This window comes from Acinetobacter legionensis, assembly GCF_057165765.1.
This window is the reverse complement of sequence record NZ_CM169896.1, coordinates 4,169,955-4,195,925: the sequence shown is the minus strand read 5'-3', so window position 1 is coordinate 4,195,925 and position 25,971 is coordinate 4,169,955. Positions and strand designations below refer to the sequence as shown.

25 protein-coding genes are annotated in these 25,971 nt (G+C 39.3%); 16 read left to right on the top strand and 9 right to left on the bottom strand.

Annotated features, from left to right (window positions below):
• Positions 1–8: 8 nt before the first annotated feature.
• On the top strand, positions 9–776 hold the full coding sequence (locus AC2G3J_RS19245) for a transporter (protein WP_336952491.1): 768 nt from the start codon (positions 9–11) through the stop codon (positions 774–776).
• 145 nt (positions 777–921) lie between these two features.
• On the top strand, positions 922–1,602 hold the full coding sequence (locus AC2G3J_RS19240) for a glutathione S-transferase family protein (protein ID WP_419326936.1): 681 nt from the start codon (positions 922–924) through the stop codon (positions 1,600–1,602).
• A gap of 15 nt (positions 1,603–1,617) precedes the next feature.
• Here AC2G3J_RS19240 and AC2G3J_RS19235 read toward each other — a convergent pair whose 3' ends face one another.
• The 3 genes from AC2G3J_RS19235 to AC2G3J_RS19225 form a co-directional block, all read right to left on the bottom strand.
• Entirely contained in the window at positions 1,618–2,733 is a 1,116-nt protein-coding gene (locus tag AC2G3J_RS19235; protein ID WP_483770459.1) for a GGDEF domain-containing protein, read from the bottom strand.
• Between the two features lie 255 nt (positions 2,734–2,988).
• A complete protein-coding gene (locus tag AC2G3J_RS19230; RefSeq protein ID WP_419326938.1) occupies positions 2,989–3,591 on the bottom strand; it encodes a GGDEF domain-containing protein in 603 nt (200 codons plus the stop codon).
• A 333-nt stretch (positions 3,592–3,924) separates the two neighbouring features.
• Positions 3,925–4,839, bottom strand: a complete 915-nt coding sequence (locus AC2G3J_RS19225; protein ID WP_336952484.1) for an alpha/beta hydrolase — start codon at positions 4,837–4,839, stop codon at positions 3,925–3,927.
• Between the two features lie 153 nt (positions 4,840–4,992).
• On the opposite strand from AC2G3J_RS19225, the gene AC2G3J_RS19220 reads away from it, so the two are divergent.
• Complete coding sequence (locus tag AC2G3J_RS19220; RefSeq protein ID WP_419819760.1) at positions 4,993–5,424, top strand: DUF2147 domain-containing protein; 432 nt, start codon at positions 4,993–4,995, stop codon at positions 5,422–5,424.
• Positions 5,425–5,489: 65 nt separating this feature from the next.
• Here AC2G3J_RS19220 and AC2G3J_RS19215 read toward each other — a convergent pair whose 3' ends face one another.
• Both AC2G3J_RS19215 and AC2G3J_RS19210 read right to left on the bottom strand, forming a co-directional pair.
• Positions 5,490–5,846, bottom strand: coding sequence for a Spx/MgsR family RNA polymerase-binding regulatory protein (locus AC2G3J_RS19215; RefSeq protein ID WP_336952480.1), 357 nt, complete (start codon positions 5,844–5,846; stop codon positions 5,490–5,492).
• A 512-nt stretch (positions 5,847–6,358) separates the two neighbouring features.
• A complete protein-coding gene (locus AC2G3J_RS19210) occupies positions 6,359–7,177 on the bottom strand; it encodes an exodeoxyribonuclease III (RefSeq protein WP_336952479.1) in 819 nt (272 codons plus the stop codon).
• 40 nt (positions 7,178–7,217) lie between these two features.
• Between AC2G3J_RS19210 and pyrE the strand changes: the two genes are divergently transcribed.
• Both pyrE and AC2G3J_RS19200 read left to right on the top strand, forming a co-directional pair.
• Complete coding sequence (gene pyrE, locus AC2G3J_RS19205; protein ID WP_336952477.1) at positions 7,218–7,868, top strand: orotate phosphoribosyltransferase; 651 nt, start codon at positions 7,218–7,220, stop codon at positions 7,866–7,868.
• A gap of 75 nt (positions 7,869–7,943) precedes the next feature.
• Positions 7,944–8,477, top strand: coding sequence for a hypothetical protein (locus tag AC2G3J_RS19200; protein ID WP_336952475.1), 534 nt, complete (start codon positions 7,944–7,946; stop codon positions 8,475–8,477).
• A gap of 2 nt (positions 8,478–8,479) precedes the next feature.
• Here the strand turns inward: AC2G3J_RS19200 and AC2G3J_RS19195 are convergent, their stop codons facing one another.
• Genes AC2G3J_RS19195 through AC2G3J_RS19185 form a run of 3 tightly spaced genes read right to left on the bottom strand, consistent with a single transcriptional unit; the run spans position 8,480 to position 10,149 of the window.
• Entirely contained in the window at positions 8,480–9,190 is a 711-nt protein-coding gene (locus tag AC2G3J_RS19195) for a VanW family protein (protein ID WP_483770458.1), read from the bottom strand.
• Positions 9,191–9,206: 16 nt separating this feature from the next.
• On the bottom strand, positions 9,207–9,908 hold the full coding sequence (locus AC2G3J_RS19190) for a class I SAM-dependent methyltransferase (RefSeq protein WP_483770457.1): 702 nt from the start codon (positions 9,906–9,908) through the stop codon (positions 9,207–9,209).
• A 40-nt stretch (positions 9,909–9,948) separates the two neighbouring features.
• Positions 9,949–10,149, bottom strand: coding sequence for a DUF3565 domain-containing protein (locus AC2G3J_RS19185; protein ID WP_336952596.1), 201 nt, complete (start codon positions 10,147–10,149; stop codon positions 9,949–9,951).
• Positions 10,150–10,259: 110 nt separating this feature from the next.
• Here AC2G3J_RS19185 and gshB point away from each other — a divergent pair, with 110 nt between their 5' ends.
• From gshB to lpxC, 8 genes are all read left to right on the top strand, one after another.
• Positions 10,260–11,204, top strand: coding sequence for a glutathione synthase (gene gshB, locus AC2G3J_RS19180; protein WP_483770456.1), 945 nt, complete (start codon positions 10,260–10,262; stop codon positions 11,202–11,204).
• Positions 11,205–11,507: 303 nt separating this feature from the next.
• Positions 11,508–12,605 (top strand): undecaprenyldiphospho-muramoylpentapeptide beta-N-acetylglucosaminyltransferase, encoded by a 1,098-nt coding sequence (gene murG / locus AC2G3J_RS19175; RefSeq protein ID WP_419326942.1) that lies wholly within the window; start codon positions 11,508–11,510, stop codon positions 12,603–12,605.
• A 13-nt stretch (positions 12,606–12,618) separates the two neighbouring features.
• Positions 12,619–14,067: a UDP-N-acetylmuramate--L-alanine ligase gene (gene murC / locus AC2G3J_RS19170; RefSeq protein ID WP_336952465.1), complete on the top strand. Its 1,449-nt coding sequence runs from the start codon at positions 12,619–12,621 to the stop codon at positions 14,065–14,067.
• Between the two features lie 81 nt (positions 14,068–14,148).
• Positions 14,149–15,078 carry a D-alanine--D-alanine ligase gene (locus tag AC2G3J_RS19165; protein WP_336952463.1) on the top strand — a complete coding sequence of 310 codons (930 nt, stop codon included), beginning with the start codon at positions 14,149–14,151 and terminating at the stop codon, positions 15,076–15,078.
• Between the two features lie 4 nt (positions 15,079–15,082).
• The gene (locus AC2G3J_RS19160; protein WP_336952461.1) at positions 15,083–15,937 is read left to right on the top strand and encodes a cell division protein FtsQ/DivIB; all 855 of its coding nucleotides are present in this window, start codon (positions 15,083–15,085) and stop codon (positions 15,935–15,937) included.
• A gap of 63 nt (positions 15,938–16,000) precedes the next feature.
• Complete coding sequence (gene ftsA, locus AC2G3J_RS19155; protein ID WP_483770455.1) at positions 16,001–17,263, top strand: cell division protein FtsA; 1,263 nt, start codon at positions 16,001–16,003, stop codon at positions 17,261–17,263.
• Between the two features lie 163 nt (positions 17,264–17,426).
• Positions 17,427–18,620 carry a cell division protein FtsZ gene (gene ftsZ, locus AC2G3J_RS19150; RefSeq protein WP_336952457.1) on the top strand — a complete coding sequence of 398 codons (1,194 nt, stop codon included), beginning with the start codon at positions 17,427–17,429 and terminating at the stop codon, positions 18,618–18,620.
• A 125-nt stretch (positions 18,621–18,745) separates the two neighbouring features.
• Entirely contained in the window at positions 18,746–19,648 is a 903-nt protein-coding gene (gene lpxC / locus AC2G3J_RS19145; protein ID WP_016539103.1) for a UDP-3-O-acyl-N-acetylglucosamine deacetylase, read from the top strand.
• A 97-nt stretch (positions 19,649–19,745) separates the two neighbouring features.
• Here lpxC and AC2G3J_RS19140 read toward each other — a convergent pair whose 3' ends face one another.
• Entirely contained in the window at positions 19,746–20,195 is a 450-nt protein-coding gene (locus AC2G3J_RS19140) for a DUF721 domain-containing protein (RefSeq protein WP_336952455.1), read from the bottom strand.
• Positions 20,196–20,300: 105 nt separating this feature from the next.
• Here AC2G3J_RS19140 and AC2G3J_RS19135 point away from each other — a divergent pair, with 105 nt between their 5' ends.
• The 3 genes from AC2G3J_RS19135 to AC2G3J_RS19125 all read left to right on the top strand — a co-directional run bounded on the left by AC2G3J_RS19135 (position 20,301) and on the right by AC2G3J_RS19125 (position 25,953).
• On the top strand, positions 20,301–20,978 hold the full coding sequence (locus tag AC2G3J_RS19135) for a M23 family metallopeptidase (protein WP_336952453.1): 678 nt from the start codon (positions 20,301–20,303) through the stop codon (positions 20,976–20,978).
• A 287-nt stretch (positions 20,979–21,265) separates the two neighbouring features.
• Positions 21,266–23,974 carry a pyruvate dehydrogenase (acetyl-transferring), homodimeric type gene (aceE, locus tag AC2G3J_RS19130; protein WP_004818397.1) on the top strand — a complete coding sequence of 903 codons (2,709 nt, stop codon included), beginning with the start codon at positions 21,266–21,268 and terminating at the stop codon, positions 23,972–23,974.
• Entirely contained in the window at positions 23,974–25,953 is a 1,980-nt protein-coding gene (locus AC2G3J_RS19125; protein ID WP_483770454.1) for a 2-oxo acid dehydrogenase subunit E2, read from the top strand. Before aceE ends, AC2G3J_RS19125 begins: the two co-directional genes overlap by 1 nt.
• Positions 25,954–25,971 lie beyond the last annotated feature (18 nt).

Here is a 25,971-nt window from a genome sequence, read left to right as displayed (position 1 = left end):
GTCTTGATATGGCAATTTTAAATAGAATCACATTAGCCCTTGCTTCGAGTCTAAGTATAAGCGCAATGGCAGCAGAATTTTCTTTTGATCGTCCTGGAACAGGTTTTGGAACAGGGATCACGCCTGTGGGACAATTGGCTTGGGAGCAAGGGCTACCAAGTGTGACCTACACGGAAACTAAAGTAGATGGCGCAAAAGCAAAAACTGTAACCCTCAATGGCGATATGCTTTTTCGTACAGGTTTAACCTCGAGTATGGAATTACAGTTAGGATGGCAAGGCCCAGCTTGGATGCAAACCAAATATAAAGGTATTAAAGAGGATGACTCTGGTTTAGGTGATGTTTCTATTGGGATTAAAAAAGCCATCGATTTAAAAGATGATAAATTATCAATGGCGATTTTGGCTCAAGCCTTGATCGCAACGGGTAATGATGGTTTTAGTGAAGAAGATGATATTTATAGCATCGGAACATCATTAGATTATCAGTATAACGATTTGGTCAATACTGGGATCACCATGAACTACGCTGTGCAAGATGGGCATTGGTCAGTGACTGCTGTACCTACTGTCGGTTATAAAATTGCAGGAAATCTTTCAGGATTCTCTGAGTTTGTTTATTCAAAAACAGAAAGCCAAGACTATAAGTATGGTCTAGGTTCTGGTTTAATCTATGCGGTCAATGAGCGTACTCAACTTGATGGAAGTGTGGGTGTAGATTTGGAAGGACGAGACCGTAGTTATAAAGCTGGTTTAGGTGTGGCATTCTTATTCTAATCAATTCAGTCTGGCACATTGTCAAGGAGTAGTAAATCTACTCCTTGACTTGTTTTAAAACCGCACATTTTTCTAAATGCTTTTAGAAAGGCTTTATCTTCTGTATGCTGAGTTCAAAATAAGCAATAAACACAGGAGTATTAAAATGTTAGAATTGTTTATTGGTGATAAAAATTATTCGACATGGTCAATGCGTACTTGGTTAGTGATTCAGCATTTCAACATCCCATTTACAGAGCACTTGATTCCTTTTGATCACTTTGACCTCGACAGCCAATTTAAACAAAGTATTTTAAAAATAAACCCAACTGGCAAAGTCCCAGCTTTAGTAGACGATGGCTTTTTAGTTTGGGATTCTTTGGCGATTTGTGAATATTTAGCAGAAAAGTTTCCTGAAAAACAATTGTGGCCTCAAGATGTAAAACAACGTGCACGCGCAAGATCGATGTCTGCTGAAATGCACAGTAGTTTTATGGCTTTGCGTAGTTGTTGTGATATGAATTTAGATGCTGATTTAAAGCATATTGGTGTACAGCTTTGGCAGGAAAATTTAAAACTACAGCAAGATGTAAAACGGATTGAACAATTATGGTCGGAGCGACCACACCCTGACAGTTTTTTATGTGCTGATGAGTTTACTATTGTCGATGCTTTTTATGCGCCAGTTGTGATGCGGTTTATGGGTTATGGCATTGCAGTATCAGCAAACAGTCAGCGTTATATTGACAAAATATTAGCCGTTCCTGCAGTACAACAATGGATAGCAGAAGCGCATGCAGAATTCCGGTTTGTTGCTTGTGAAGAGCAATATCGTAGCCAAGTTTAATGTATTAAATACCAATTAAGCAATTTCATTGATTTGATCATGATAGAACTGGACTTGATTGCGACCAGACTGTTTTGCTCGATATAGCGCTTTGTCTGCGAGATGAATAATTTTACTGATATTTTCATCGTCAATCGAGGTAGCAATACCAAAGCTGGCAGTAAGTTGTACATAATGATGATCAAGGGATTCAAGTACTTGATTTTGAATCGCTACTCGACAACGTTCAGCAAGTGCTTGTGCAATGCTTAATGATGTTTCAGGTAAGGCGATAATAAATTCTTCACCACCATAACGTGCCACAATATCAGAATGACGAATGTGAGAAGATAATAATTTGGCAACTTTACACAATGCTTCATCACCAAAATGATGCCCATATAAGTCATTGATTTCTTTAAAATGATCAATATCAATCAAGATAATGGCATAATGAGTTTGCTTATTTTGGATTTCATTAAGCTTTTCATTAAAAAAACGACGATTATATAAATTGGTCAGTGGATCTGTTTCACTGAGTTTCTTGATTAATGACTCTCTATGTCGCCACTGAGACAGTAAAATTTCACATAAAATTAAACATACAATTAAAATAGGAATAATAAAGTACAGCATAGTCCCCACCCAGAACGAATTATCATGTCGTTTATTTTCCAACATATGTTCATTAAAAATTGGTGCATAAGGAATTATGCGCCAATATGTACTGAACATCATTGAAATATAGAACAACAGGGCAGTTGTAATTTGAAGATATATAATTTTTCTATTGAATAAAATTAAACCCACACCAGAGATGCAAACGAATGCAAAAACAGTGGCTGGACTATAGATACCCACCAAAAAACCATCTGCAAGCATTAAAATGATAAAAATACTAATGACAACATGGGGCAAGATAGTATTTGCCCATTTTTTATTTTGAAAGAAATAACAAAATGCGATAAGGGAAATAAGCAGTAGGGTTGAACCTGCATTGACAACAAGTTGTGAACGAATCAAGGAGATATTGACCCATTGCCATGTTTCTGGACTCAGCAAAATAAAAATTTTCCAAGCAATCCAAGATAAATGAAGGGCAACGGTCAGGAACAGAATCAAGATACATTTATGTAAACTGCTCCAATTCATAATGATATTTGAATCTAATTGTTGTTTCAGCTTTTGCCAGTAAAGATTAAGTCTTATATTCGATTCCTCCATTCATAATTATTCCATGATTTTTAAGTGACTAGTCATTAAGTGCTGATTAATAATTTTTTAAATTATAGGGGTTAAAATTTATTAAAACAAAGAATTGTTATCATTTATTTGTTAATAATCTGGTAGTTTATTATGAACTTGAAGTAAATAATGCTGTAAATAATTTTTAATTATTTAGGTGTTTTAAGATAAGAGTCCTGTGTCAGCATAACCAGGCTTACGATTTATTTTCGCAATATATAATGCTTGATCTGCTTGTTGTAATACCGTATTACTCATTGTATCTTGTTTAGAAACTGATACGCCATAACTTGTTTGAAGTGAAATGATTTTGCTATTGATCTTTAAATCATAATTATTAATTAAAAGAGATAGCCGATCTGCGATATGGTGTGCTTGATCTTGATTCACATCACTGAGAATTAAAATAAATTCGGATTCACTATAACGACCAACAAGGTCTGTCTCACGGATGTTTTGTAATAACTCTTGGGCAATTGCTGCTAAAGCCTTATGAGCAATTTTAATGTTGTATTTATTTTTGATTTCACACAAATTATCAACACTGAGCAAAACGATACCAAAATTAGATTCGCTTTGTGGATGTAACTCTTTTAAATAAGTGTTAATTGCAAATTGGTTATAAATACCCGTATATGGATCAATTTCTAGATTATTAATCAATTGGTTTTTATGTATTAATTTGGCAATAAATGAGTGTTTCAATACTTGATTGAACAATGAATGAATTTTACGTCGTTTTTCTGAATAAATTTTATTACGCATAATCGAATCCATTCCGTACTTGGATTTTTATTGTATGATGCCTTAAATGTAGCAATTTATTGGCTTGAACTCAAATTAAAGTTTAAGTAAATACTTGAAGGATATATACATAATTTTGAAAAATGTGATTAACTTTGTAGTATAGTTTAAGAATATATTAGAATTTGTAAAACCCGATAAAAATGATCAGACAATACATATAGTTCGAATGACGGATATGCGATTATTTGAATAAATATACGATTTGTTTAAATTGATTATTTTATCTTTAAAAATGAACAACAGTTTGGTTTGTTAAATGATCTGTTGTTCATCATTGAGTAAATATCGAGGTTAGTCGCAGTCTATTTTATGAGCGAATTCAGCAATATCTGCTAAAGATTGTTTTGCCTCATCAAACCATGGACTAAACATTTGGAAATTATGCCACATTCCCGTGTACAACTTGTAATTGACTTTCACCCCAGCAGCTTTGGCTTTTTTTTCAAAACGTTGAGCATCAGATAAAAGAATTTCTTTAGAGCCGATTTGCACTAAAGTTGGCGGCAGTCCTTCAAAATCTCCGAAAATAGGCGAAAGAGGAGGTAGGGAGCGGTCCAAGTTTTTCGGTACGTAAAAGTCAATACCAGACTCAAGTGCTTCGATAGAAAGCAAAGCATCATGCTTCTGATTATAACGTAAAGACTCACCTGTTAAAGTTAGGTCTAAGAAGGGGGACATAAGAATTAAAGCGCTAGGAAGTTGTTGTTTATTTTCTTCCTTAATTCGTAATGCAAGTGCTAAAGCCAAATTTGCACCGCAAGAATCACCTGAAACAATGATGTCCTTAGGTTGCACACCTTGATCTAAAAGTTGTTGATAAATATCATAAATCGCATCACCTGCTTCAGGAAACTTACTTTCCGGTGCGAGCGGATAATCTACATGTAAAACTTGCATCTGAGTGCGTGCAGCAACTTCAGATAAAAAAGCTCGATGGGTTTTAATTGAGCCTACAAAAAACGCTCCACCATGGATATGAAAAATCATTTGGGTTGTATGCGCTTGAGGTTTAATTTCTTCTGCCCGAATCCCTGCAATGCGTAAAGAACGGATCTGCACATCTTTACGCTGCGGAAAAACGCGTGAAAGTTGTTCTATTCCGAAACGTGCAGTTGTGGGCGGAAGATTGAAACGACTTGGAAATTTGAAGCTAGATTTAAGAATAGATTCTGTAATGTATTGTTTCAGAGCTGAGTTAATCTTCATGTTCCTTCCATATTGTTAAATTTGTGACTTTATTTTTGTTGATTCACCAACACTTGTTACAAGGGTACACTATATAGTCACATTCAAGAATTGCTAAATTGGTGTAAATTTTTAATACTATAAAGTGTCAATTAGACTAGGGAAAACAAAACAATGAAAAAAATTGTACTTGCATTAGGCTTATTATCAGCAACAGTTCTTGCAAATGCTGCAGATCCACTGAATGGAACTGTTTGGAAAACAATTGATGATACAACTAAGCAGCCAAAAGCAATTGTAAAGTTCACTGAACAAAAAAATGGAACATTGACGGCTGCAATTCAAAGTGTTTTAACGCCAGGTGAAGAAAACTCTTGTACTAAATGTGAGGGTCCATACCACAATAAATCATTGAAAGGTGTAACGATTGTCACTGGTTTAAAAAATGTCGGTGGAAAAAGCTATGATAATGGTACGATTCTAGATCCTAAAAATGGCAAAACCTATAAACTCAAAGGTGAGCTTGCTGGTAATCAGTTAAAGTTACGTGGTTATATGGGTATTTCTGCTTTAGGCCGCAATCAAACTTGGGTACGTGCAAACTAAGTATATTGATTCACCACAATAAAAAGCCTGATCTATTGATCAGGCTTTTTATTGCTCGATTATTTTTATGCTGTAAGTTTTAAAGCCTTAATTTTATCCTCATCAAAACCAACCACATATTGGCCATTTTGATTAATCATAGGGCGTTTGATTAGACTGGTATGTGTGGTAAGCGCTTGGATGAGTGCTTGTTCACTTGACAAAGCCAGTTGTTGTTCTTGTTCACTGAGTTTTTTCCACGTTGTGCCTTTTTTATTGAGCACAAGATCTTGCCCAATATGATCGAGCCATTGTTTAACGGTTTCTGCATCTATACCTTGTTTTTTATAATCATGAAACTCGTAACTCAAGCCAAGTTCAGTCAGTAAATCAAAAGCTTTTTTCATGGAGTTACAATTTTTGATTCCATAAATTTTCAACATGTCTTAACCTAATATTCAATTGTTTGATTTAACAGAAAGAGTAGCAAAATTGCCAATATAAACAGTATAAGAATAGATAAAAATATTTAAAAGGTATGATTGTTGTCATCAGAATTTAACAATTTGTGCTTAATATTTTATTTAAGCGAGCAAGTAGACTGGCTGATTAAATGATTTAAGTCTAAAAAATAAAAAAAATTGAGACTAAAGGAAATTAAAAAAGAGAAAACCCGCATCTAATCATCCTGATTATGCGGGTCTCATTACAACGTCCAATGTCACATCCTTGGAAAATAAATATTCAAAATACTTATTTCCTTTTCTTCCTACGGCGTCCTATCCTTTTGCTGTCATCCTGACAATGTCCCTGTGCCGTGCGTGTATAATGCGCTTGTTGATATGAAGAAAATATAAGATAACACGACAAAATTTGTAAGTTATTACCCTATAATCAGTGAACAGTTGTTCACAAAATTGCTCAATTCTTATTTAAAAACTGAGCAATTTTCTATTTAAATTTGATAATCAATAATCACAGGGGCATGGTCGCTATACCATTCATCTTTGTAGACCCAAGCATTGACTGTACGATCTTTCCAGTCAGGTGAGCATGCTTGATAATCAATTCGCCAACCGACATTTTTAGCACGCGCTTGTCCACGATTAGACCACCAAGAATATACTTCAGCTTCTTTACGCACTTCACGAAATGTATCGACATAGCCGAGTTCATCATAAATATGATCTAGCCAAGCACGCTCATGCGGTAAGCAACCTGAAGATTTTTGGTTGCCTGACCAGTTTTTAATATCGATTCGTTTATGCACAATATTATAATCGCCACATACAATGATCGACTTATCTTCATCACGCCATTGTTTTAAAATTTTTCGATATTCTTCTAAGAAGTGATCTTTACGGGCTTGTGCTTCATCACCTGATGAACCTGAAGGTAAATATAGTGAGCAGATGTGCACAGGTTTGGCTAAACCGACATCAAATTCTGCACTAATAAAACGACCTTGGCTATCGGCGAGTTCAAAACCCAGACCATTTTGGATCGATTTAAATGGCAAGCGACTGTAAATCGCAGTACCTGCATAGCCTGATTTTTCCGCAGGAAACAGATGGGTAAACCAACCGTCAGGTTTAAATTTATCTGTCCACTGTTCATGCGTAATACGACTTTCTTGGATACAAATCACGTCTGCATCTGACTTTTCCATCCATTCAAGTAAGCCTTTTGTGACGGATGAACGTAAGCCATTTACGTTAATTGAGACAACTCTTAAAATTTTTTGATCACTTGGATAGCTACTCTTTGGTATCATTCGCAGTCATAACCTCAATGTATGAATTTTGGAGCACCTCATGTCAACGCCAGCTCAGTTTAACCCGCAAGCTTTTATCGAACTCGCATTATCACGTGGTGTGCTTAAATTTGGTGAGTTTACTTTAAAATCAGGCCGTGTAAGCCCTTATTTTTTTAATGCAGGTTTACTCAACGATGGTGAAGCATTATCGCTTTTAGCTCAAGGTTATGCAGATAAATTAACACAATGTAACAACGTTGAAGTGATCTTTGGACCTGCATATAAAGGAATTCCTTTTGTTGCAGCAACAGCTGTGGCTTTGTCACAAGTACATGATGTAAGTGTGCCTTGGGGGTTTAACCGCAAAGAAGCCAAAGACCATGGCGAAGGTGGCGTGTTGGTCGGTGCTTCAGTAGAAGGTAAAAAAGTCTGGATTATTGATGACGTGATTACAGCGGGTACTGCAATTCGTGAAGTTGTCACAATTCTTAAAAATGCAGGTGCGACAATTGCAGGCGTATTGGTTGCGCTAGATCGTCAAGAAAAAGGGCAAGGTCAACTGTCTGCCATCCAAGAAGTTCAACAAGAACTTGAGATTCCAGTACATGCTTTAATTACCATGAAAGACTTAATGGATTATCTTGATGCTAAAGGTGAGCAAGATGCTTTAGCAAAAATGGAAGCTTACCGTGTGAAATATGGTATATAAGTAAAAAAAAAGGATAAGATAAGGAGCATAAGCTCCTTATTTTTATGGACTATAAAGGATTAGGTGCCATTTTAAATGTTCATTCTATTGATAATCGTCGTGGTTGCTGTACTTGGCATTATGCTGGTCAAACATATCGACCAACGACGTTGGCAACGTTACCAATTTGAGCGGGATATGTTTTTTCGGCAATATCCATTTCAATGGAAAGGTTTAGGACAGTTTGAGCTGGTTTTAAATATCAATGTGCACGCCCAGAAAAAATTAATCAATGAGTTGATGTTAAGAGCATCTGAGAGCAGTTATATCAAAAAATCACGTATTCAACGTGAACCTGAATGTTCGAGACAGCAATACTCAATTAAAGTCATGATTCAAGATTTAACCATTGGGCACTTAGAAAAGAAGTATGCAGACTTGTTGGGAGAAAGTTTAGACCAAACCGATTTTGAAATTGGTCGCCCGATCGAGCTAGATGCTGAAATCATTGTGTTTGAAAAAGATGATATCGAGTTGGGCTGTCGTGTCAAACTCGCCTTACCGCGTGATCCACGTACTGCGCATCAATACTTGATAGAAAATAGCCAGCAACAATTTCAAGAAAAATAAGCTTAATCAGTATGAGAATTAAGCAAGTAGATACTTTGCTCAATCTCTTTTTGGTCTTGTAAAGTACTGACAATCCGATGGGTTTTAGTCGTTTCAACAATAAATTTGAGTGCATATTCCTTTAAATACTGCTGAGCAACCAAGTTGGCGACAAGTTGGTCATGCTGTCTGAAAACTTGAATTTGTAGTGGCTGATCTAAACAATTTTGAAACTGTAAGTCCTTATAGCCATACACCACAGTTGCATCACTACCTAAAGGGGTAAAGCGCTCATGTTCCTGATAAATATCAATCGAATGTGAATGTCGTTCCGTGATAGTTAAACCCGCTTTTAGCGCATTGATATAGAGCAAACAAGAAATTTGGCAGATTCCACCACCCAGATCTTCTGCAATTTTTCCATTGACCAGATTACGTCCTGTTTTGTAGCCATTATTAAAAGTCGGGGCTTTTACCAAATGCCAAAATGAAAAGATTTGATTTGGCTCAATAACCAAGCCGTTTATGCTCTGAATCGCGAGATCAATGTTATAGGTTTTATTTTCAAAATAACGATTTATATTGATGCTTTGTTGGGTTGAAATTTGTTGGTCTGATTGCCACAGTCCTTGATGTTTTAAGGCAAATTGTAGTTTTGAGAAAAGATGTTCACGACAATACCTGCGTAGTAACTGATAAAGCAACTTCCATGATTTGGGTAAATATTGCCGCATATTCCACCTGCTTATTTTAATCGTTTACTGACGGCTGTTTTTCTAAAACGACAACTAAGTATGAGGCATATTCTTTTAAAAATGAATTGCACATCAAGCTGTCTAGGTTTCTAAACAGTGGGCGTAAAATTGTTGGAATACGATGGATAGGAAAAAATAAAAAGCCCTGGCTTTCAACCAGCTTCCATTGAGTGCCAATCAGCTTTTCAATATCTGCCAATGTCATTTGATGAGCAGCATGCCAACTTTGTTGTTGATGCTTTACAGCTTGTCGACGTTTGGCGGAGGGGAAATCAAAAATAAGCTTGCCATTGGGTCTTAATTTTTGATGCGCCTCATTCAGAAACTGTTCTGTGGTTGCATGGTCTTGATGCATGATCACATGGAAGCTATAAATCACCTCAAGCTGGTAATTTTCGATTGGAATTTCAGTCAGAGTCCCTTCAAGCAAGATTTTATGTGGATATTTTTCTGTTGCGACTTTCAGCATTTCAGGGCTGAAATCTACACCGTAATCTGCATAATCGAGTAAACGACCTGTACCACAACCAATATCCATACAATATGTAGGTGCTGTGTTACTTAGAATACGCTTGAGAAAAACCCGCTCTTGTTGGTCTAAATATTGCCCGTAACTGTTGTTAAAACGATTGTTATCGTAGTCGTGCGCAAGTTTGTTATAGTAATTTTTAATCTCTGAGTCAGGTTGATTCGACATTGAATAACTCTTTTTATTGACGAATAGAAACTAATTCAACTTATAAACTATTTTTTTGAAGATCACACGTTTTACACGCTAAAAACATGCCTATTTTTTCCTGTCGTCCTTGTTCAGTCAACACCCACGGACGATTCTGCCAAGGAGGAAGATGACGCACATGTTGTTGATGCCCACATGCAAGTTCAGCCACATAATGTTGCTCCTCACCCAAATGAAATTCCACAATGGCTTGTTGCATTTCGATCATCATATTCACAATAATTGCTAAGAGTTTAGCGAAATTTCGAAAAAGTACACTACATTCTCCGCTATACTGCATTCAATCCAAAATTTTATAAGAGCATCAATATGCGCGTACTTGTTGTGATGGATCCCATCGAAAGTGTAAACCTGAAAAAAGACTCAACAATGGCAATGTTATGGGCGGCTGCACGTCGAGGGCATGAGTTAGGCTATGCATTACAACAAGATTTGTATATTGATAAGGGCAAAGCATTTGGTTTGATTACACCGCTTCAGGTTTTTCAAGATTACGATCACTATTATGAGTTAGGTGAAAAAGCCAAAGAGTCACTTGCAGCTTATGATGTGGTATTGATGCGTAAAGATCCGCCTTTTGACATGAACTTTGTTTATACCACTTATATTTTGGAACAGGCAGAGCGTGAAGGGGTGTGGATTATTAACAAACCACAAAGTTTGCGTGATTGTAATGAAAAACTATTTGCGACCCAATTCCCAGAGCTACAAGTACCCACTTTAGTGACCTCACAACAAAGTTTGATTCGTGAATTCCTAAAAGAACATGGTGACGTTATTGTTAAGCCACTAGATGGTATGGGCGGAATGGGGATCTTCCGTTTATATCAAGATGGCGTCAATATTGGCTCAACCATTGAAATTTTAACTGAAAATGGCACACAACCGATTATGGCACAACGTTATATCCCTGAAATTGTGGATGGTGATAAACGTATTTTGATGATTAATGGTGAGCCGGTACCTTATTGCTTGGCTCGTATTCCTCAAAATGGTGAGGTGCGAGGGAATTTGGCAGCGGGCGGTTTGGGTGAAGCTCGTCCATTGACTGAAAATGACAAAGCCATCGCAGCCAAAGTTGGACCATTCTTAAAAGCAAAAGGCTTGGTTTTTGTCGGATTAGATGTGATTGGAAATTATGTCACTGAAATCAATGTCACCAGTCCAACCTGTATTCGCGAAATTGATGATCAATTTGGTACTTCAATTGCAGATGATTTGTTTGATGTGCTAGAAGCAGGTCACTCAGCTTAATTTAAGCTGGGATACTGCATTCTAAATCTCAACTAAAAAATAGAGTCGTGCATGGCTCTATTTTTTGCTGTCGATTGGCTATAAAAATGATAAATCATCGAGAAATATAAAAAAATAACGTTTAATTCCACTTTTTTTAACAGATTAATGATAAAAGTAGTTTAAACTTTCAAATCAGTAGAAAAAAACAATGAAAGGCTTGGTGAAAAAAAGTAAATAAACTTTTCCCCATAGCGGATTGTGATTACAATTGGTTGTTTAAGACATTCGTTAATATTTATTTTTGCATTGAAGAATTAGACCGTGACCGAACCCCAGCAAAGCACACCTAAACACATCATGATGATGGCGGCAGGTACAGGTGGACATGTATTCCCTGCACTGGCAGTTGCAAAAGAATTGCAACAGCAAGGCAGCCAAGTGTCTTGGTTGGCGACTCCGACAGGTATGGAAAATCGACTTTTAAAACAACATGATATTCCAATCTATCAAATTGATATTCAAGGTGTACGTGGCAATGGAATTGTACGTAAATTAGCTGCACCATTTAAGATTTTAAAAGCAACTTTGAGCGCGATGCGCTATATGAAACAGCTCAATGTTGATGCAGTGGCTGGTTTTGGCGGTTATGTTGCGGGGCCAGGCGGTTTGGCTGCGCGTTTGTTGGGTATTCCTGTAATTATTCACGAACAAAATGCAGTGGCAGGCTTTACCAATACTCAACTTTCAAGAATTGCTAAAAAGGTCTGCGAGGCTTTTCCAGATACTTTTCCGAAAAGTGAAAAAATTGTGACGACAGGTAATCCTGTACGGGCAGAAATTACCGCAATTTATAATCCTTCTTTTCGTTATAAAGAACGCGAAAATGCGACTGAACCCTTACATATTTTAATTGTTGGTGGTTCTTTGGGTGCGCAAGCCTTGAATGAGTGTGTCCCTCAAGCCTTAAAAAAATTTGATGTTCCATTAAAAGTGTTTCATCAATGTGGGCAAAACAAGCAAGAGATCACACAGGCTTTATATGCGGATGCACCTGAAAATATACAGGTTGAAGTTCAGCCATTTATTGAAGATATGGCATTGGCCTATAGCAACGCAGATTTAATTATTTGTCGTGCAGGTGCATTGACGGTCACTGAAGTGGCGACTGCTGGTGTGGCGGCTGTATTTGTGCCATTACCAAGTGCGGTAGATGATCACCAAACTGCCAATGCAAGATTTTTGGAGAAAACAGGTGCTGCGAAAATCTGTCCGCAGCAGAGCATGACTCCAGATTCATTAAAGGATTTATTAACACCGTTGATGAACCGCCAATTATTAATGGAAATGGCGGTAAAAGCTCGTCAACAAGCTCAACCAGATGCAACACAACGTGTGGTTGGTTTAATTCAAGATTTGTAAGTTAGAGTTGATTATGTCTCCAACAAGCCCTGCTGATAAAGCAAAAAACCTAATTAAAATTCCAGAGATGCGCCGTATTAAACATATCCATTTTGTGGGTGTCGGTGGTGCTGGAATGTGTGGTATTGCAGAAGTATTGAAAAACCAAGGCTATAAGGTTTCTGGTTCTGACATTAAGGCATCAAAAACGACGGCTCAACTTGAAGAAAATGGAATTAAAGTTTTTATTGGACATACTGCAGACAATATTAAAGGTGCAAATGTACTGGTTGTCTCTACTGCAATCGACCCTGAAAATTTAGAAGTAAAAGCAGCAATTGAAAACCGTATACCGGTAGTTCGTCGTGCAGAAATGTTGGGTGAATTGATGCGTTACCGTCATGGTATCGCTGTTGCAGGAACCCATGGTAAAACCACGACAACCAGTTTAGTGACCTGCATGCTGGCAGAAGAAAACATGGATCCAACTTATGTGATCGGTGGTCTGTTAAATCGTACGGGTGTTAACGCAGCTTTGGGTGCCAGTCGTTTTATTGTCGCTGAAGCAGACGAATCAGATGCGTCATTCTTACATCTAGAGCCTATGGCGGCCATTGTCACCAATATTGATGCAGATCATATGGATACCTACGGGGGTAGTTTTGATGTACTCAAAGACACCTTTATTAAGTTCTTACAGAAAATGCCGTTCTATGGCTTGGCTGTAGTCTGTGGTGATGATGCCAATATTCGTGAAATCATGCCACGTATTGGTCGTCCAGTATTGACCTATGGTTTTAATGAAGACAATGACATTCGAGCAATTGATGTTGAACAAGTCGGTATGCAGTCAAGCTTTACCGTATTACGTAAAGGTCGTGAGCCATTACGTTTAACTATCAATCTTCCGGGGTTACATAATATTCTAAACGCATTGGCTGCGATTGGTATTGCAACGGATGAAGGTGTGTCTGATGCTGCGATTGCACGTGCCTTAGAAAGCTTTAGTGGTGTAGGTCGTCGTTTCCAAGTTCAAGGTGAGTTTGAATTGGATGAAGGTACTGTAAAACTGGTTGATGATTATGGTCATCACCCGAAAGAAGTTGAAGCAACCATTAAAGCTGCACGTGCCAGCCATCCAGATCGCCGTTTAGTAATGATGTTTCAGCCACACCGTTATAGTCGTACTCGTGACTGTTTTGATGATTTTGTAGATGTGTTGTCACAAGTCGATCAATTATTATTGTTAGAAGTATATCCTGCAGGTGAGAAACCGATTGTTGGTGCAGATAGTCGTTCTTTAGCGAGGAGTATTCGTTTGCGTGGGGAAGTTGAACCGATTTTGATTGATCCAGTGGAAGGTAATTTACAGAACGCGATACAAAAAGTGTTACAAGCGAATGACTTGTTATTAACACAAGGTGCGGGTAACGTGGGAGCAATTTCTGTAGAATTGGCTCAAAATCAACTGTATTTAAAATAATTGATTTGGTTTTGTTTAAACTTGGATTTAAATAAAGCCTAGAAATTAAATTGACTAACTTATAAGTTTAAGGATTTAAACGTGTCAAATGCTTCTAAATTCGGCAAAGTAGCGGTGTTGCTTGGTGGGAAATCTGCTGAGCGTATGGTGTCATTAGATAGTGGTAAAGCTGTTTTAGAAGCATTATTACGTTCGGGGGTGAATGCGGAAGGCTTTGATCCACAAGAGCGTAGTGTGACGGAACTTGTAGGTTATGATCGTGCATTTATTGTGTTGCATGGTCGTGGTGGTGAAGATGGTCAAATCCAAGGCGTATTAGAATGGATGAATGTACCGTATACAGGTACAGGTGTTCAGGGCTCCGCTATTGGGATGGACAAAGTTAAAACCAAACAAATTTGGCAAGGTTCAGATTTACCGACGGCACCCTATCGTATTATTTCTAAAGATTCTGATTTAAATGAAGTGATTGAAAGCCTTGGTTTACCGCTAATCATTAAGCCTGTACATGAAGGTTCTAGTGTAGGTATGAGTAAGGTTGAAAAAGCTGAAGATCTTACTGCTGCAATTGAAAAAGCCACAATACATGATGCAGTTGTGATGGCGGAAAAATGGATCACGGGGCGGGAATATACTATTTCTTTCCTTAATGGTTTGCCACTGCCAGTCATTCGTTTGCAACCACCTGCTGATGTTGCATTTTATGACTATGAAGCAAAATATAACCGTAATGACGTGGAATATGGTATTCCATGTGGTTTAAGTGAGTCAGAAGAAAAGAACTTACAGGAATTGTGTTTGCGCGCTTTCCAAGCAGTTGGTGCTAGTGGTTGGGGGCGGATTGATGCGATGTTAGATGAACAAGGTAATTTCTGGTTATTAGAAGTAAATACTGTACCAGGTATGACCAGTCATTCGCTTGTTCCTAAAGCTGCAAAAGCTGTAGGTTATAGTTTTGATGAACTGTGTGTTGCGATTTTAGCGCAAACACTCACGGAACAAGCACACTAAGTTTATGGCTCAACTTCCTGCTTCGATGCGTCGCAAACGTGCGGCAATTACATCAATACACGATAGGCCGCCAACACGTCAGGAAAAGCTTCTCAACGTGGGGAGCTGGTTGCTTATGGTTATTGCTATGGCTGTGTTATTTGCAGGAATCTATGGTCTGTATAAAGTGATTACTGATGCTCGGGTAGCCACCCTTCAAGTGGTAGGTACTACCTCATCGGTAGAGTCACAAGCGATTACACAACATTTGTCACCTGTTGTTAAGAATAATTATTTCACCTCGGATTTAGAACAGATTCGAGATAAAGCACTTGAAGTATCATGGGTGGATCGTGTCGTGGTTTCTCGAGCATGGCCAAATGGTATTCGCGTGCGAATTATGCCACGTCATGCAATCGCACGTTGGGGAACCGGGCGATTACTCAGTGATGCTGGAGATGTCTACTCAGAAGCGGTGGCGAAGAATTATTCAAACCTGCCATTGCTTCATGGGCCACTCAGCCAATCCAAAGTCATGATGCGTCGCTATAATGAAATTAATCAATTATTTCACCCAGTCAATTTACGGTTAAAAGAGCTTTATCTTACTGAACGTATGACTTGGTTTATGCAGTTTGATTCAGGGCTACGGGTGATTGTAGATCAAGATCAGACCATGAGTAAGCTACAACGTTTAAGTCACTTGGCTCAAACAGATTTGCAACCAGCTTGGTCGAATATATCCGCAATTGATTTGCGCTATCGAAATGGTTTGGCAATTCAATGGAGAAATTCTATTTCGCCAAAGATTGTGAATGGTCAGTTTGTTGTAACCAGTAATGACATAAGCGTTGCAGGTGGGATGGTTGCACAGCCATAATACGTGGCTTGAAAAAGAGGCATATAGCCAAACATAAACAATGAAGATAATGGTAGCAAAGTGATGAATGAAGCTGTTCCCTCAGTTGTTGCAATTGACATTGGGACACATAAAGTTTCAGTACTGATTGGTAAAGTACATGCCCCTGATAATATTCAGGTTATTGGCATGGCAAGCGCACGCAATAAAGGAATGAATAAAGGCAAAATTGTGAGCCTTGATAAAGTCACAAATGCAATTAAACAAGCCGTTCAAGAAGCTGAAGATATGGCTGAGTGTCGTATTCATTCAGCTTGGGTTTCAATTCCAAGCACCGAATTACAAAGCCATTATGCGATTGGTCGTACGCCGATTTCAAATTCAGAACATACCATTACTACAACTGAAATGGTGCGTGCATTAGAGCTTGCTAAAGCCAGCCATATGACAGCCGATCATTACTTAGCAAGTGCAGTACCTTTAGGTTTTGAGCTGGATGATTCGAGTGAGTGGGTGCAGAACCCAATCAATTTATCTGCCAATAGTATGACAGCCCATTATCAATTGATGATGATGCCAATCAGTACCATGCAGAACTTGGATCGTGCAATGAAAGGTGCCAATATTTCGGTTGAAAAAATGGTGGTGTCTTGTTTAGCAACTGCAGAAGGCAGTTTGCTTAAAGATGAAAAGGAATATGGCGTTTGTTTGCTCGATATCGGTGCTGGAACGACCAATATTGCGGTCTATATTGAAGGGCATTTGGCATTAGCTCATACCATTCAATGTGGTGGTGAAAATGTCACACGTGATATTGCAACTGTGCTGCAAACCACAACTGAAGAAGCTGAACGGATTAAATTACTGCATGGTTGTGTCGATATTCATCAAGTCAAACCAGATCATATGATTCAGTTTGAGGCAATTGATGGCCCACAAACCATTAGTCGTATTGAGTTGACTGAAATTATTATCGCACGTTATGAAGATATCTTAAGTAAAGTCCGATACGAATTAGAACAACGTAGTGCACTACAAAGTTTGTATCATGGTGTAGTACTGACAGGTGATGTTTGTCAGATTGAAGGCATGGTGACATTGGCTCGTCGTATGTTGGGTATCTCTGCACACTTAGGCAATCCACCATTACAAGTGGTGACCGATGATCAGAATTTACCATCTTTACGTCGTTCAATGTATGCTACGGCAGCAGGGCTACTATTGTTTAGTCAAAGTGACATGCAAGAGGCGATTGAAGAGCCTGAAGTTCAAGGTGGAAGACCATTCTTTGATCGGATTGTGAGTGGTTGGAATGCCTTAAATAACAAATTAAAAGGTATTTTTTAGGTGTGGTTTTTTGGGGAATATTGTTAGGAAGTTGTAAGTGTTCTGTCCAATACTTGACAAGCTCTGCAATGAACAGCATCCTAAAAACAATTTTTATTATTGAAGATCAAGGCAGTATACGGGCTTAAGTGACTGCCAAATTATATTAGGAAATCTAAAGGTCATGGCCTCATTTGAATTTTTAGACGATGGACAAACCGATAACAACGGTCAAGCCCGTTTTACTGTGTTTGGTGTTGGTGGCGGCGGTGGTAATGCTGTACAACACATGGTGCAATCTGACATTAAAGGTGTGAAATTTGTTTGTGCAAATACAGACAAGCAAGCCCTTGATCGAATGAATGCTCCTTTCAAAATGCAACTTGGTGAGCAAAGCACACGTGGTTTGGGTGCTGGTGCCAATCCAGATGTAGGTCAAATTGCCGCTGAAGAAAGTCGTGAGCAAATCCGTCAACATCTTGAAGGTGCGGATATGGTGTTTGTGACTGCTGGAATGGGCGGTGGTACAGGTACAGGTGCTGCACCAGTTGTTGCTGAGATTGCTCAAGAAATGGGCATTCTTACTGTGGGTGTGGTGACAACGCCATTTAACTTTGAAGGTCGTCGTCGTCAACGTTCGGCTGAAAAAGGCATTGAAGCATTAGAACAACATGTTGATTCTTTAATTATTATACCGAACCAACGTTTACTCAGCGTTTATGGTGACATCTCTATGCAAGATGCTTACCGTAAAGCAGATGACGTATTGCTGAATGCAGTACGTAGTATTTTTGATCTAGTTGTTCGTCCGGGTCACATTAACCTTGACTTTGCTGACTTGAAAACTGCGATGAGTACACGTGGTTATGCGATGATGGGTGAAGGCAAGAGTAGCGGTCCAGACCGTGCTGAAGAAGCTGCACGTTTGGCGATCCGTAGTCCGTTATTGGATAATGTAAATATCATGAATGCTAAAGGAGTGTTGATTAACATCACTGGCGGCGCTGATGTGACTTTACGTGAAACCGAAGTGATTACAGATGTTGTGAACCAGATTGTTGACCTTGAAGAAGGTGAAGTGTTCTTTGGTACTGTATTTGATCCAGATGCGCGCGATGAAATTCGTGTCACTGTGATTGCAACAGGTTTAACACGTAATGCCAGTGATGCCACTGAAGCAAAACGTAGAACCCATATCAGTAACGTTGCGCAGTCATATAGCCAACAAGCCAGCCACAGCACTGTTGTTGATGAAGATGATGTTCCGGCGATTAATAAACGTCAAGAAGACGGTGCACCTGTTGCAGCACCAAGTTCAAGTGGTCGTTCTACGCCAATGAGTATTCAAGATTATTTGAAAAATCAACAGCGTAAATAATTGATAATTATTAAAAATAATTAAGATTAACGAAAAAGGTAGTGAGATTCATTACCTTTTTTGTTTTTTATCAATGGCTAAATGTGCTAACGTATAGCGGATTTGAGAATGAAGACCGAATTAGCATGTTGAAACAACGTACCCTGAAGCGAGTCGTTAAAGCGAGTGGCATCGGACTACATAGCGGACAAAAAGTCATGATTAACTTTTTGCCACATGTGGCGGACGGGGGTATTGTATTTCGCCGTATCGATTTAAATCCACCTGTAGATCTTCCAGCAGATGCAATGCTAATTCAAGAAGCATTCATGTGTTCTAATTTGGTCAGCCATGAAACTAAAGTTGGAACCATTGAACATGTGACCAGTGCAATTGCAGGTTTAGGTATAGATAACCTGATTATAGAAGTATCTGCTTCTGAAATACCGATTATGGACGGTAGTGCAGGCCCATTCATATATTTACTTATGCAGGGTGAATTAGTCGAACAGGATGCACCGAAAAAATTTATTCGGATTCTCAAACCTGTTGAAGCATTGATTGAAGATAAACGCGCGATTTTTACCCCACACGATGGTTTTCAAATTAATTTTACCATTGACTTTGATCACCCAGCCTTTGCAAAAGAATATCAGTCAGCAACCATTGATTTTTCTACAGAAACTTTTGTTTATGAAGTGAGTGGTGCACGTACTTTTGGTTTCATGAAAGATTTAGATTATTTAAAAGCCAATAATCTGGCGCTAGGTGCAAGTTTAGATAATGCTGTCGGTTTAGATGATACTGGCGTAGTCAATGAAGAAGGTCTACGTTTTGCCGATGAGTTTGTTCGCCATAAAATTTTGGATGCTGTGGGTGATTTGTACCTACTTGGGCATCAAATCATTGCCAAATTCGATGGCTATAAATCGGGTCATGCACTTAACAATCAGCTTTTACGCAATGTTAAAAGCGATCCAAGCAGCTATGAAATTGTAACATTTGATGACGAGAAGCTGTGCCCAATTCATTTTGTCAACGTGACATAAGTCTTTGTCTTTTAGGCATTGTGTTATAATGTAACAATGAAAAGTGTGATATTTATCATATTTTGATCAGTTTTAACCTTAATTTAATCTAATCAGTTTACTTTTTATTGCTTGCCAAACGTAGTAAAGCTTGGCTAAGCTTAGGGTCGCTCACAAAACTAGCGGCATTTTGTAACATTTCAGATGTTGCAGGTTGTATGCTTCTTACAGTTTTATGGGATTGTAGGGGTGTTTCAGTATTGCTGTTTTGAATACGTAAACGAACTTGCAGTTTTTGTAAATCACGAAGTTCGTTGATTTGTGATAATTGAGAAATATACTGTTTTTGAAGATAACCGAGTTGACTAATCATGGCTTGATTTTCACCGGTGATGGTCAAAATACCGTATTGATAACAGACAACTCGCCAATCCTCAGGTTGAGGGAGTAGCGGTTGAATTAATTTAGTAAGTTTTTGCCATTCGGCAACTTGCTTTGTAAGAAACGATAAGTTTCCTGTTTTTAAGTGTTGTCTTGTTGGTTGAAAGACGTTTTTTGGTTCAGACATACATGGTTCCTACATATTTATGTCCTATCTTAAACGTTCATTTTGATAGATATCAAGGATGAGATCACTCAAGAAACTTGACTAAGAACAGTTAAAGAGGTTTTTATGCATACGCGACGTATTTTATTGGCTTTTACTTTAGCAGCTTCCGCTGCAACTGCTGCATTTGCAGACTTGGTTCAATCACCAGATCGTTTAGAACAATTATCAAAGACTTTATCACAAGGCTCTTACAATCCAGATGATTTAGATCTTCCTGCTTCAGCAAAGATGAATATTACTTTGCGTAGCAAAGATGTACCAATCGAGTTAAACAATGCAAGTATCGCTAAAAAATACGGTTCTAGCTCAAACTCTGCTTCTCGTTATACTGCAAACTCTCCATATTCTTGGTTAGTCACTCATCCTCTGCCGGATATGAAGCGCGTAAGCTCTGACTTCGGTGGTCGCACAATGGGTGGTCGTGCCGAACATCATTCTGGTTTAGATCTTTCAGCGCCAAGTGGTACACCAATTTATGCAACAGGTCCTGGTATTGTCACCAAGTCTGGTTGGGGTACGGGTTATGGTCAATATGTAGAAATCAACCATGGCAATGGCTATATCACGCGTTATGCACACGCTTCACGTCTAATTGCACGTGTAGGTGATCAAGTTAAGGCAGGTGAACATATTGCCAACGTGGGTTGTACTGGTCGTTGTACTGGTCCACATTTACATTATGAAGTAGTGAAAGATGGTCAACGTAAAAATCCATCTTCTTACTTAGCAATGTTACCATAACCTTAACCCTTTCATTGTTGAAGGTATGACTGATGCTCTGTATGCATGGTTGAATTCGTAGTCGCGATGAATTAAATACTGTATTCAGACTATCATCAAATAAAAAATATTTTGTATAAAAAACCGCCTTTATTGGCGGTTTTTTGTTATTTTAAGTGTCAATTAGTCAACAACTATTTAGTTGCTAAATAATCCTCACAATCTGCATTTGGCTGTAACGATAACTTAACATGCCCAAAACATGATACATATAATATATAGAAAACTATTCAAGGAGTAAGTGGGAAATGGCGTATTATGGTGATAGCGACGCTCAGGAAACACAAGAATGGCAAGATGCCTTTGATTCAGTGCTCCAGCATATGGGCACTGATCGTGCTGCGTTTTTATTAGAAAAATTATATCAACAAGCAATTTCGAAGCATGTACCTATTCAGCGTCTAAATACCCCTTATTTAAATACCATTCCAGTAGAAGAATCTCCAGCGATGCCAGGCGACCAAGATATGGAGCGTCGTATTAGAGCATTAATTCGTTGGAATGCTTTGGCAATGGTTTTACGTGCCAATAAAACAGGTGATGACTTAGGTGGTCACTTGGCAAGTTTCGCGTCTTCAGCGACCCTATATGATGTCGGTTTTAATCATTTCTTCCGTGCCAATAGCGATAGCTTTGGTGGCGATATGATCTATTACCAAGGTCATTGTGCACCAGGTATTTACGCACGTTCATTTTTAGAAGGTCGTTTGACCGAAGATCAGTTGAGTAATTTCCGTCGTGAAGTGGGTGGTCAGGGACTTTCAAGTTACCCGCATCCTTACTTAATGCCTGATTATTGGCAGTTTCCAACCGTATCGATGGGCCTTGGTCCAATCATGTCAATTTATCAAGCACATATTCAAAAATACTTGATGAATCGTGGTTTGATTAAAGAAGAGAACCGTAAGGTTTGGGCGTATCTTGGCGATGGTGAAATGGATGAACCAGAAAGCTTAGGTGCAATATCGCTTGCAGGTCGTGAAAAATTAGACAATTTAATCTGGGTAGTGAACTGTAACTTACAGCGTCTAGATGGTCCAGTTCGTGGTAATGGTAAAATTATCCAAGAGCTGGAGTCACTATTCCGTGGTGCAGGTTGGCGTGTGATTAAAGTCGTATGGGGTCGTCATTGGGATCCTTTGCTTGACAAAGATACATCAGGTGCTTTGAAAGCCCGTATGGATGAAACGCTAGATGGTGAATACCAACGCTACCAAGTAAAAGGTGGTGCTTATACCCGTGAAAAATTCTTTGGTAAATACCCAGAAGCCGCGGAGTTGGTAAAAGGCTTAAGCGATGAAGATATTGATAATCTGAATCGCGGTGGTCATGACCCATACAAAGTATATGCTGCGTATGCCGCAGCAATGACCAGCAATGGTCAACCGACTGTAATCTTGGCGAAAACTGTCAAAGGTTATGGTTTGTCTGACGAAATTGAAGCTGTCAACAAAACCCACCAAATCAAGAAAATGCAACACGATTCATTGAAATATGTACGTGACCGTTTTAATTTACCATTCTCTGATGAGCAACTCGAAGAGCTTCCATTTTATCGTCCAGGTGAAAACTCACCTGAATTGAAATATATGAAAGCACGTCGTGAAGCTTTAGGTGGTTATTTGCCTGCACGTCGTAAAGACAGCGAAGTATTGGCGATTCCTGAGATTTCAGTATTTGATGGTGTACTTAAAGGCAGTGGTGGTAAAGAGCAATCAACTACGATGGTTATGGTGCGCTTGATTGCAGCTTTGTTAAAAGAAAAAGCCATTAAAGATCGTGTTGTGCCTATCGTGCCTGATGAAGCACGTACTTTCGGTTTAGAAGGTATGTTCCGTCAGTTGGGTATCTATGCTGCGCATGGACAAAACTATACCCCAGAAGACCAAGAACAGCTCATGAACTATCGTGAAGCAAAAGATGGTCACATGTTGCAAGAAGGGATCAATGAAGCAGGTGCAATGAGCGCTTGGTCAGCATTGGGTACCAGTTATTCAACCAATAACTTACCAATGATTCCGATGTATATGTATTACTCAATGTTTGGTTTCCAACGTATTGGGGATATTGCATGGGCAGCAGGTGACTCTCAGGCACAAGGCTTCTTGTGTGGTGCAACAGCTGGTCGTACAACATTAAATGGTGAAGGTTTACAACACCAAGATGGTCATTCTCATATCTTGGCAGGTACGATTCCAAACTGTGTAGCTTATGATCCTTGCTTTGGTTATGAGTTAGCCGTGATTGTGCATGATGGTTTACAACGTATGTATGTGAATCAGGAACGTGTGTTCTACTACTTGACTCTCATGAATGAAAATTATGATCAACCGGCATTGCCTGAAGGTGCTGAAGAAGGCATCAAACGTGGTATGTACTTGTTCAATAAAGATGAAAAAGCCACAGTTCAGTTATTGGGTTCAGGCGTGATTCTGCGTGAAGTGATTAAAGCTGGGCAAATTTTACGTGATGAATACCAAATCCATTCCAATGTATGGAGTGTAACAAGCTTTAATGAGTTGGCACGTGATGGTATGGCTGTTGAAGAATACAATCGCCTGCATCCACTTGAAGACGGTAAAGAGTCTTGGGTTTCTCAGCAATTACGTGACACGGATGGTATTGTTGTTTCAGCAACAGATCATATGCGTGCGTATAGCGAACAGATCCGCGCTTACCTTCCAGATAGCCGTCCATACGTAACTTTAGGTACAGATGGTTATGGCCGTTCAGATACACGCAGTAATTTACGTAGTTACTTTGGTGTAGATGCAGCACATATTGTGGTTGCAACATTGAAAAAACTTGCAGATGAAGGTGAAGTTGATCCACGATTAGTCAAAGATGCAATCTCTTCATTTGAACTTGATGTTGATCGTCCAGTTGCATGGTTACCGCAAGCGCATCCATCTGTACAAGAAGTTGCTGCTTATACTGAAGTGACAGAGGAGAAATAATGATGCAAGTTAAAACTCCTGATATTGGCGTTGATAAGGCCACTGTTGCAGAAATCTTGGTGAAAGTAGGGGATACCATCGCTGTTGATGACAGTATCGTTCTACTTGAGTCAGACAAAGCCTCTGTTGAAGTGCCAAGCACTTCAGCAGGTGTGGTTAAAAGTATTGCCGTTACGGAAGGTGATGAAGTTTCAGAAGGTGCTGTATTGATCGAAGTTGAATCTGCGGATGCAACAGAGACAGAAACACCCGCACAGCCTGCTCAAGAAGCTGCAAAAACTGAACCTGCTGTAGAAACTAAAGTTGAATCTGTGGCGCCTGCTGCATCTGCGACAGCTTCATCTCAAACAGTTGAAGTTCAAGTGCCAGATATTGGTGTTGAAAAAGCTTTGGTCGGCGAAGTTCTGGTTAAAGTGGGCGACGAAATTGCGGTAGATGACAGTATCGTTGTAGTGGAATCGGATAAAGCAACGGTTGAAGTTCCAAGTACCGTTGCCGGCACGGTTGAAAGTGTTGTGGTCAAAGAAGGCGATAATGTTAAAGAAGGTGTGGTGCTGATTACAGTGAAAACTGCAGGCGTTGCAACGACTTCATCGGCAGCGCCTGCTGAAGCACCTCAACAAACATCAGCAACACCGACTCAAACTGCTGCACCAGAAGCATCAGCGCCAGCCCAATCGGGTAAAGTTGAAGTTGCTGTTCCTGATCTTGGTGTAGATAAGGCAACAATTTCTGAAATCTTGGTGAGCGTAGGCGATCAAGTTGAAAAAGACCAAAGCCTTTGCGTTGCGGAGTCAGATAAAGCCTCTGTAGAAGTGCCAAGTACGGTTGCAGGTACGGTGACGGCGATCCATGTGGAATTGAATCAGTCTGTGAGTCAGGGCACTGCTTTGGTGACGATTGAAGCACAAGGTCAAACTGCACCAGCACCACAAGAAAAGCCAGCTGCTCAAGCAGTACAAACTGCATCAACACCAGTCGCAAAAACGGCAACATCAGCGCCAAAAGCTGAAGTAGCAGTTGCTCAAGCGGGTACTGAAAAGTTATCTAAAGCGCAACAAGCTGAAAATGCTAAAGTTTACGCTGGTCCTGCTGTGCGTAAGCTTGCGCGTGAACTGGGTGTGGTTTTATCACAAGTCGAGGCCTCTGGCCCTCATGAACGTGTGATGAAGGATGATGTTTTTGCTTTTGTTAAAGCCAAATTGACTGCTCCACAAGCAGCAGCTCAAACATCTGCTGCGCCAGTCGTTTCAGGTTTGCCTGCATTACCAGATTTCAGTGCATTTGGTGGTAGTGAAATTGCGCTAATGACGCGTTTACAGCAAGTGTCTGTACCGCAATTGTCATTAAACAATTTTATTCCACAAGTGACACAATTTGATTTAGCCGATATTACTGAGCTAGAAGCTTGGCGCGGTGAGCTAAAAGGGAAATTTAAGCAAGATGGTATTAGCTTAACGATCCTTGCCTTTATTGCAAAAGCGGTGGCGTTCCTACTCAAAGAAGAGCCTTATTTCGCGGGTCACTTGGCAGATGATCAAAAGTCTGTGCTGTTGCGCAAAGAAATTCATATGGGCATCGCTGTGGCGACACCAGATGGTTTAACTGTTCCAGTATTGCGTAATCCTGATCAAAAATCGATTAAGCAAATTGCTATTGAATTGGGAGAGCTGAGTAAGAAAGCACGTGATAAGAAACTTTCTCCGAAGGACTTACAAGGTGCAAACTTTACCATTACCAGCCTAGGTTCAATTGGCGGTACTGCATTTACACCATTGGTGAACTGGCCTCAAGTTGCGATTTTGGGTATTTCACCTGCAACGATGCAACCAGTATGGAATGGCTCAGGCTTTGATCCAAAACTGATGTTGCCATTGTCATTGTCTTATGACCATCGTGTGATTAATGGTGCAGATGCTGCGCGATTTACCAATAAATTGACCAAGTTGTTATCAGATATTCGTAACATCTTGCTTTAAGTTTTAAATCATAGAAGA

Bases quoted from the DNA above. Each gene is read 5' to 3' on its own strand.
- AC2G3J_RS19245 (WP_336952491.1), top strand. From the start codon at position 9: ATGGCAATTTTAAATAGAATCACATTAGCCCTTGCTTCGAGTCTAAGT.
- AC2G3J_RS19240 (WP_419326936.1), top strand. From the start codon at position 922: ATGTTAGAATTGTTTATTGGTGATAAAAATTATTCGACATGGTCAATG.
- AC2G3J_RS19235 (WP_483770459.1), bottom strand. From the start codon at position 2,733: ATGAATTGGAGCAGTTTACATAAATGTATCTTGATTCTGTTCCTGACC.
- AC2G3J_RS19230 (WP_419326938.1), bottom strand. From the start codon at position 3,591: ATGCGTAATAAAATTTATTCAGAAAAACGACGTAAAATTCATTCATTG.
- AC2G3J_RS19225 (WP_336952484.1), bottom strand. From the start codon at position 4,839: ATGAAGATTAACTCAGCTCTGAAACAATACATTACAGAATCTATTCTT.
- AC2G3J_RS19220 (WP_419819760.1), top strand. From the start codon at position 4,993: ATGAAAAAAATTGTACTTGCATTAGGCTTATTATCAGCAACAGTTCTT.
- AC2G3J_RS19215 (WP_336952480.1), bottom strand. From the start codon at position 5,846: ATGTTGAAAATTTATGGAATCAAAAATTGTAACTCCATGAAAAAAGCT.
- AC2G3J_RS19210 (WP_336952479.1), bottom strand. From the start codon at position 7,177: ATGATACCAAAGAGTAGCTATCCAAGTGATCAAAAAATTTTAAGAGTT.
- pyrE (WP_336952477.1), top strand. From the start codon at position 7,218: ATGTCAACGCCAGCTCAGTTTAACCCGCAAGCTTTTATCGAACTCGCA.
- AC2G3J_RS19200 (WP_336952475.1), top strand. From the start codon at position 7,944: ATGTTCATTCTATTGATAATCGTCGTGGTTGCTGTACTTGGCATTATG.
- AC2G3J_RS19195 (WP_483770458.1), bottom strand. From the start codon at position 9,190: ATGCGGCAATATTTACCCAAATCATGGAAGTTGCTTTATCAGTTACTA.
- AC2G3J_RS19190 (WP_483770457.1), bottom strand. From the start codon at position 9,908: ATGTCGAATCAACCTGACTCAGAGATTAAAAATTACTATAACAAACTT.
- AC2G3J_RS19185 (WP_336952596.1), bottom strand. From the start codon at position 10,149: ATGCAACAAGCCATTGTGGAATTTCATTTGGGTGAGGAGCAACATTAT.
- gshB (WP_483770456.1), top strand. From the start codon at position 10,260: ATGCGCGTACTTGTTGTGATGGATCCCATCGAAAGTGTAAACCTGAAA.
- murC (WP_336952465.1), top strand. From the start codon at position 12,619: ATGTCTCCAACAAGCCCTGCTGATAAAGCAAAAAACCTAATTAAAATT.
- AC2G3J_RS19160 (WP_336952461.1), top strand. From the start codon at position 15,083: ATGGCTCAACTTCCTGCTTCGATGCGTCGCAAACGTGCGGCAATTACA.
- ftsA (WP_483770455.1), top strand. From the start codon at position 16,001: ATGAATGAAGCTGTTCCCTCAGTTGTTGCAATTGACATTGGGACACAT.
- ftsZ (WP_336952457.1), top strand. From the start codon at position 17,427: ATGGCCTCATTTGAATTTTTAGACGATGGACAAACCGATAACAACGGT.
- lpxC (WP_016539103.1), top strand. From the start codon at position 18,746: ATGTTGAAACAACGTACCCTGAAGCGAGTCGTTAAAGCGAGTGGCATC.
- AC2G3J_RS19140 (WP_336952455.1), bottom strand. From the start codon at position 20,195: ATGTCTGAACCAAAAAACGTCTTTCAACCAACAAGACAACACTTAAAA.
- AC2G3J_RS19135 (WP_336952453.1), top strand. From the start codon at position 20,301: ATGCATACGCGACGTATTTTATTGGCTTTTACTTTAGCAGCTTCCGCT.
- aceE (WP_004818397.1), top strand. From the start codon at position 21,266: ATGGCGTATTATGGTGATAGCGACGCTCAGGAAACACAAGAATGGCAA.
- AC2G3J_RS19125 (WP_483770454.1), top strand. From the start codon at position 23,974: ATGATGCAAGTTAAAACTCCTGATATTGGCGTTGATAAGGCCACTGTT.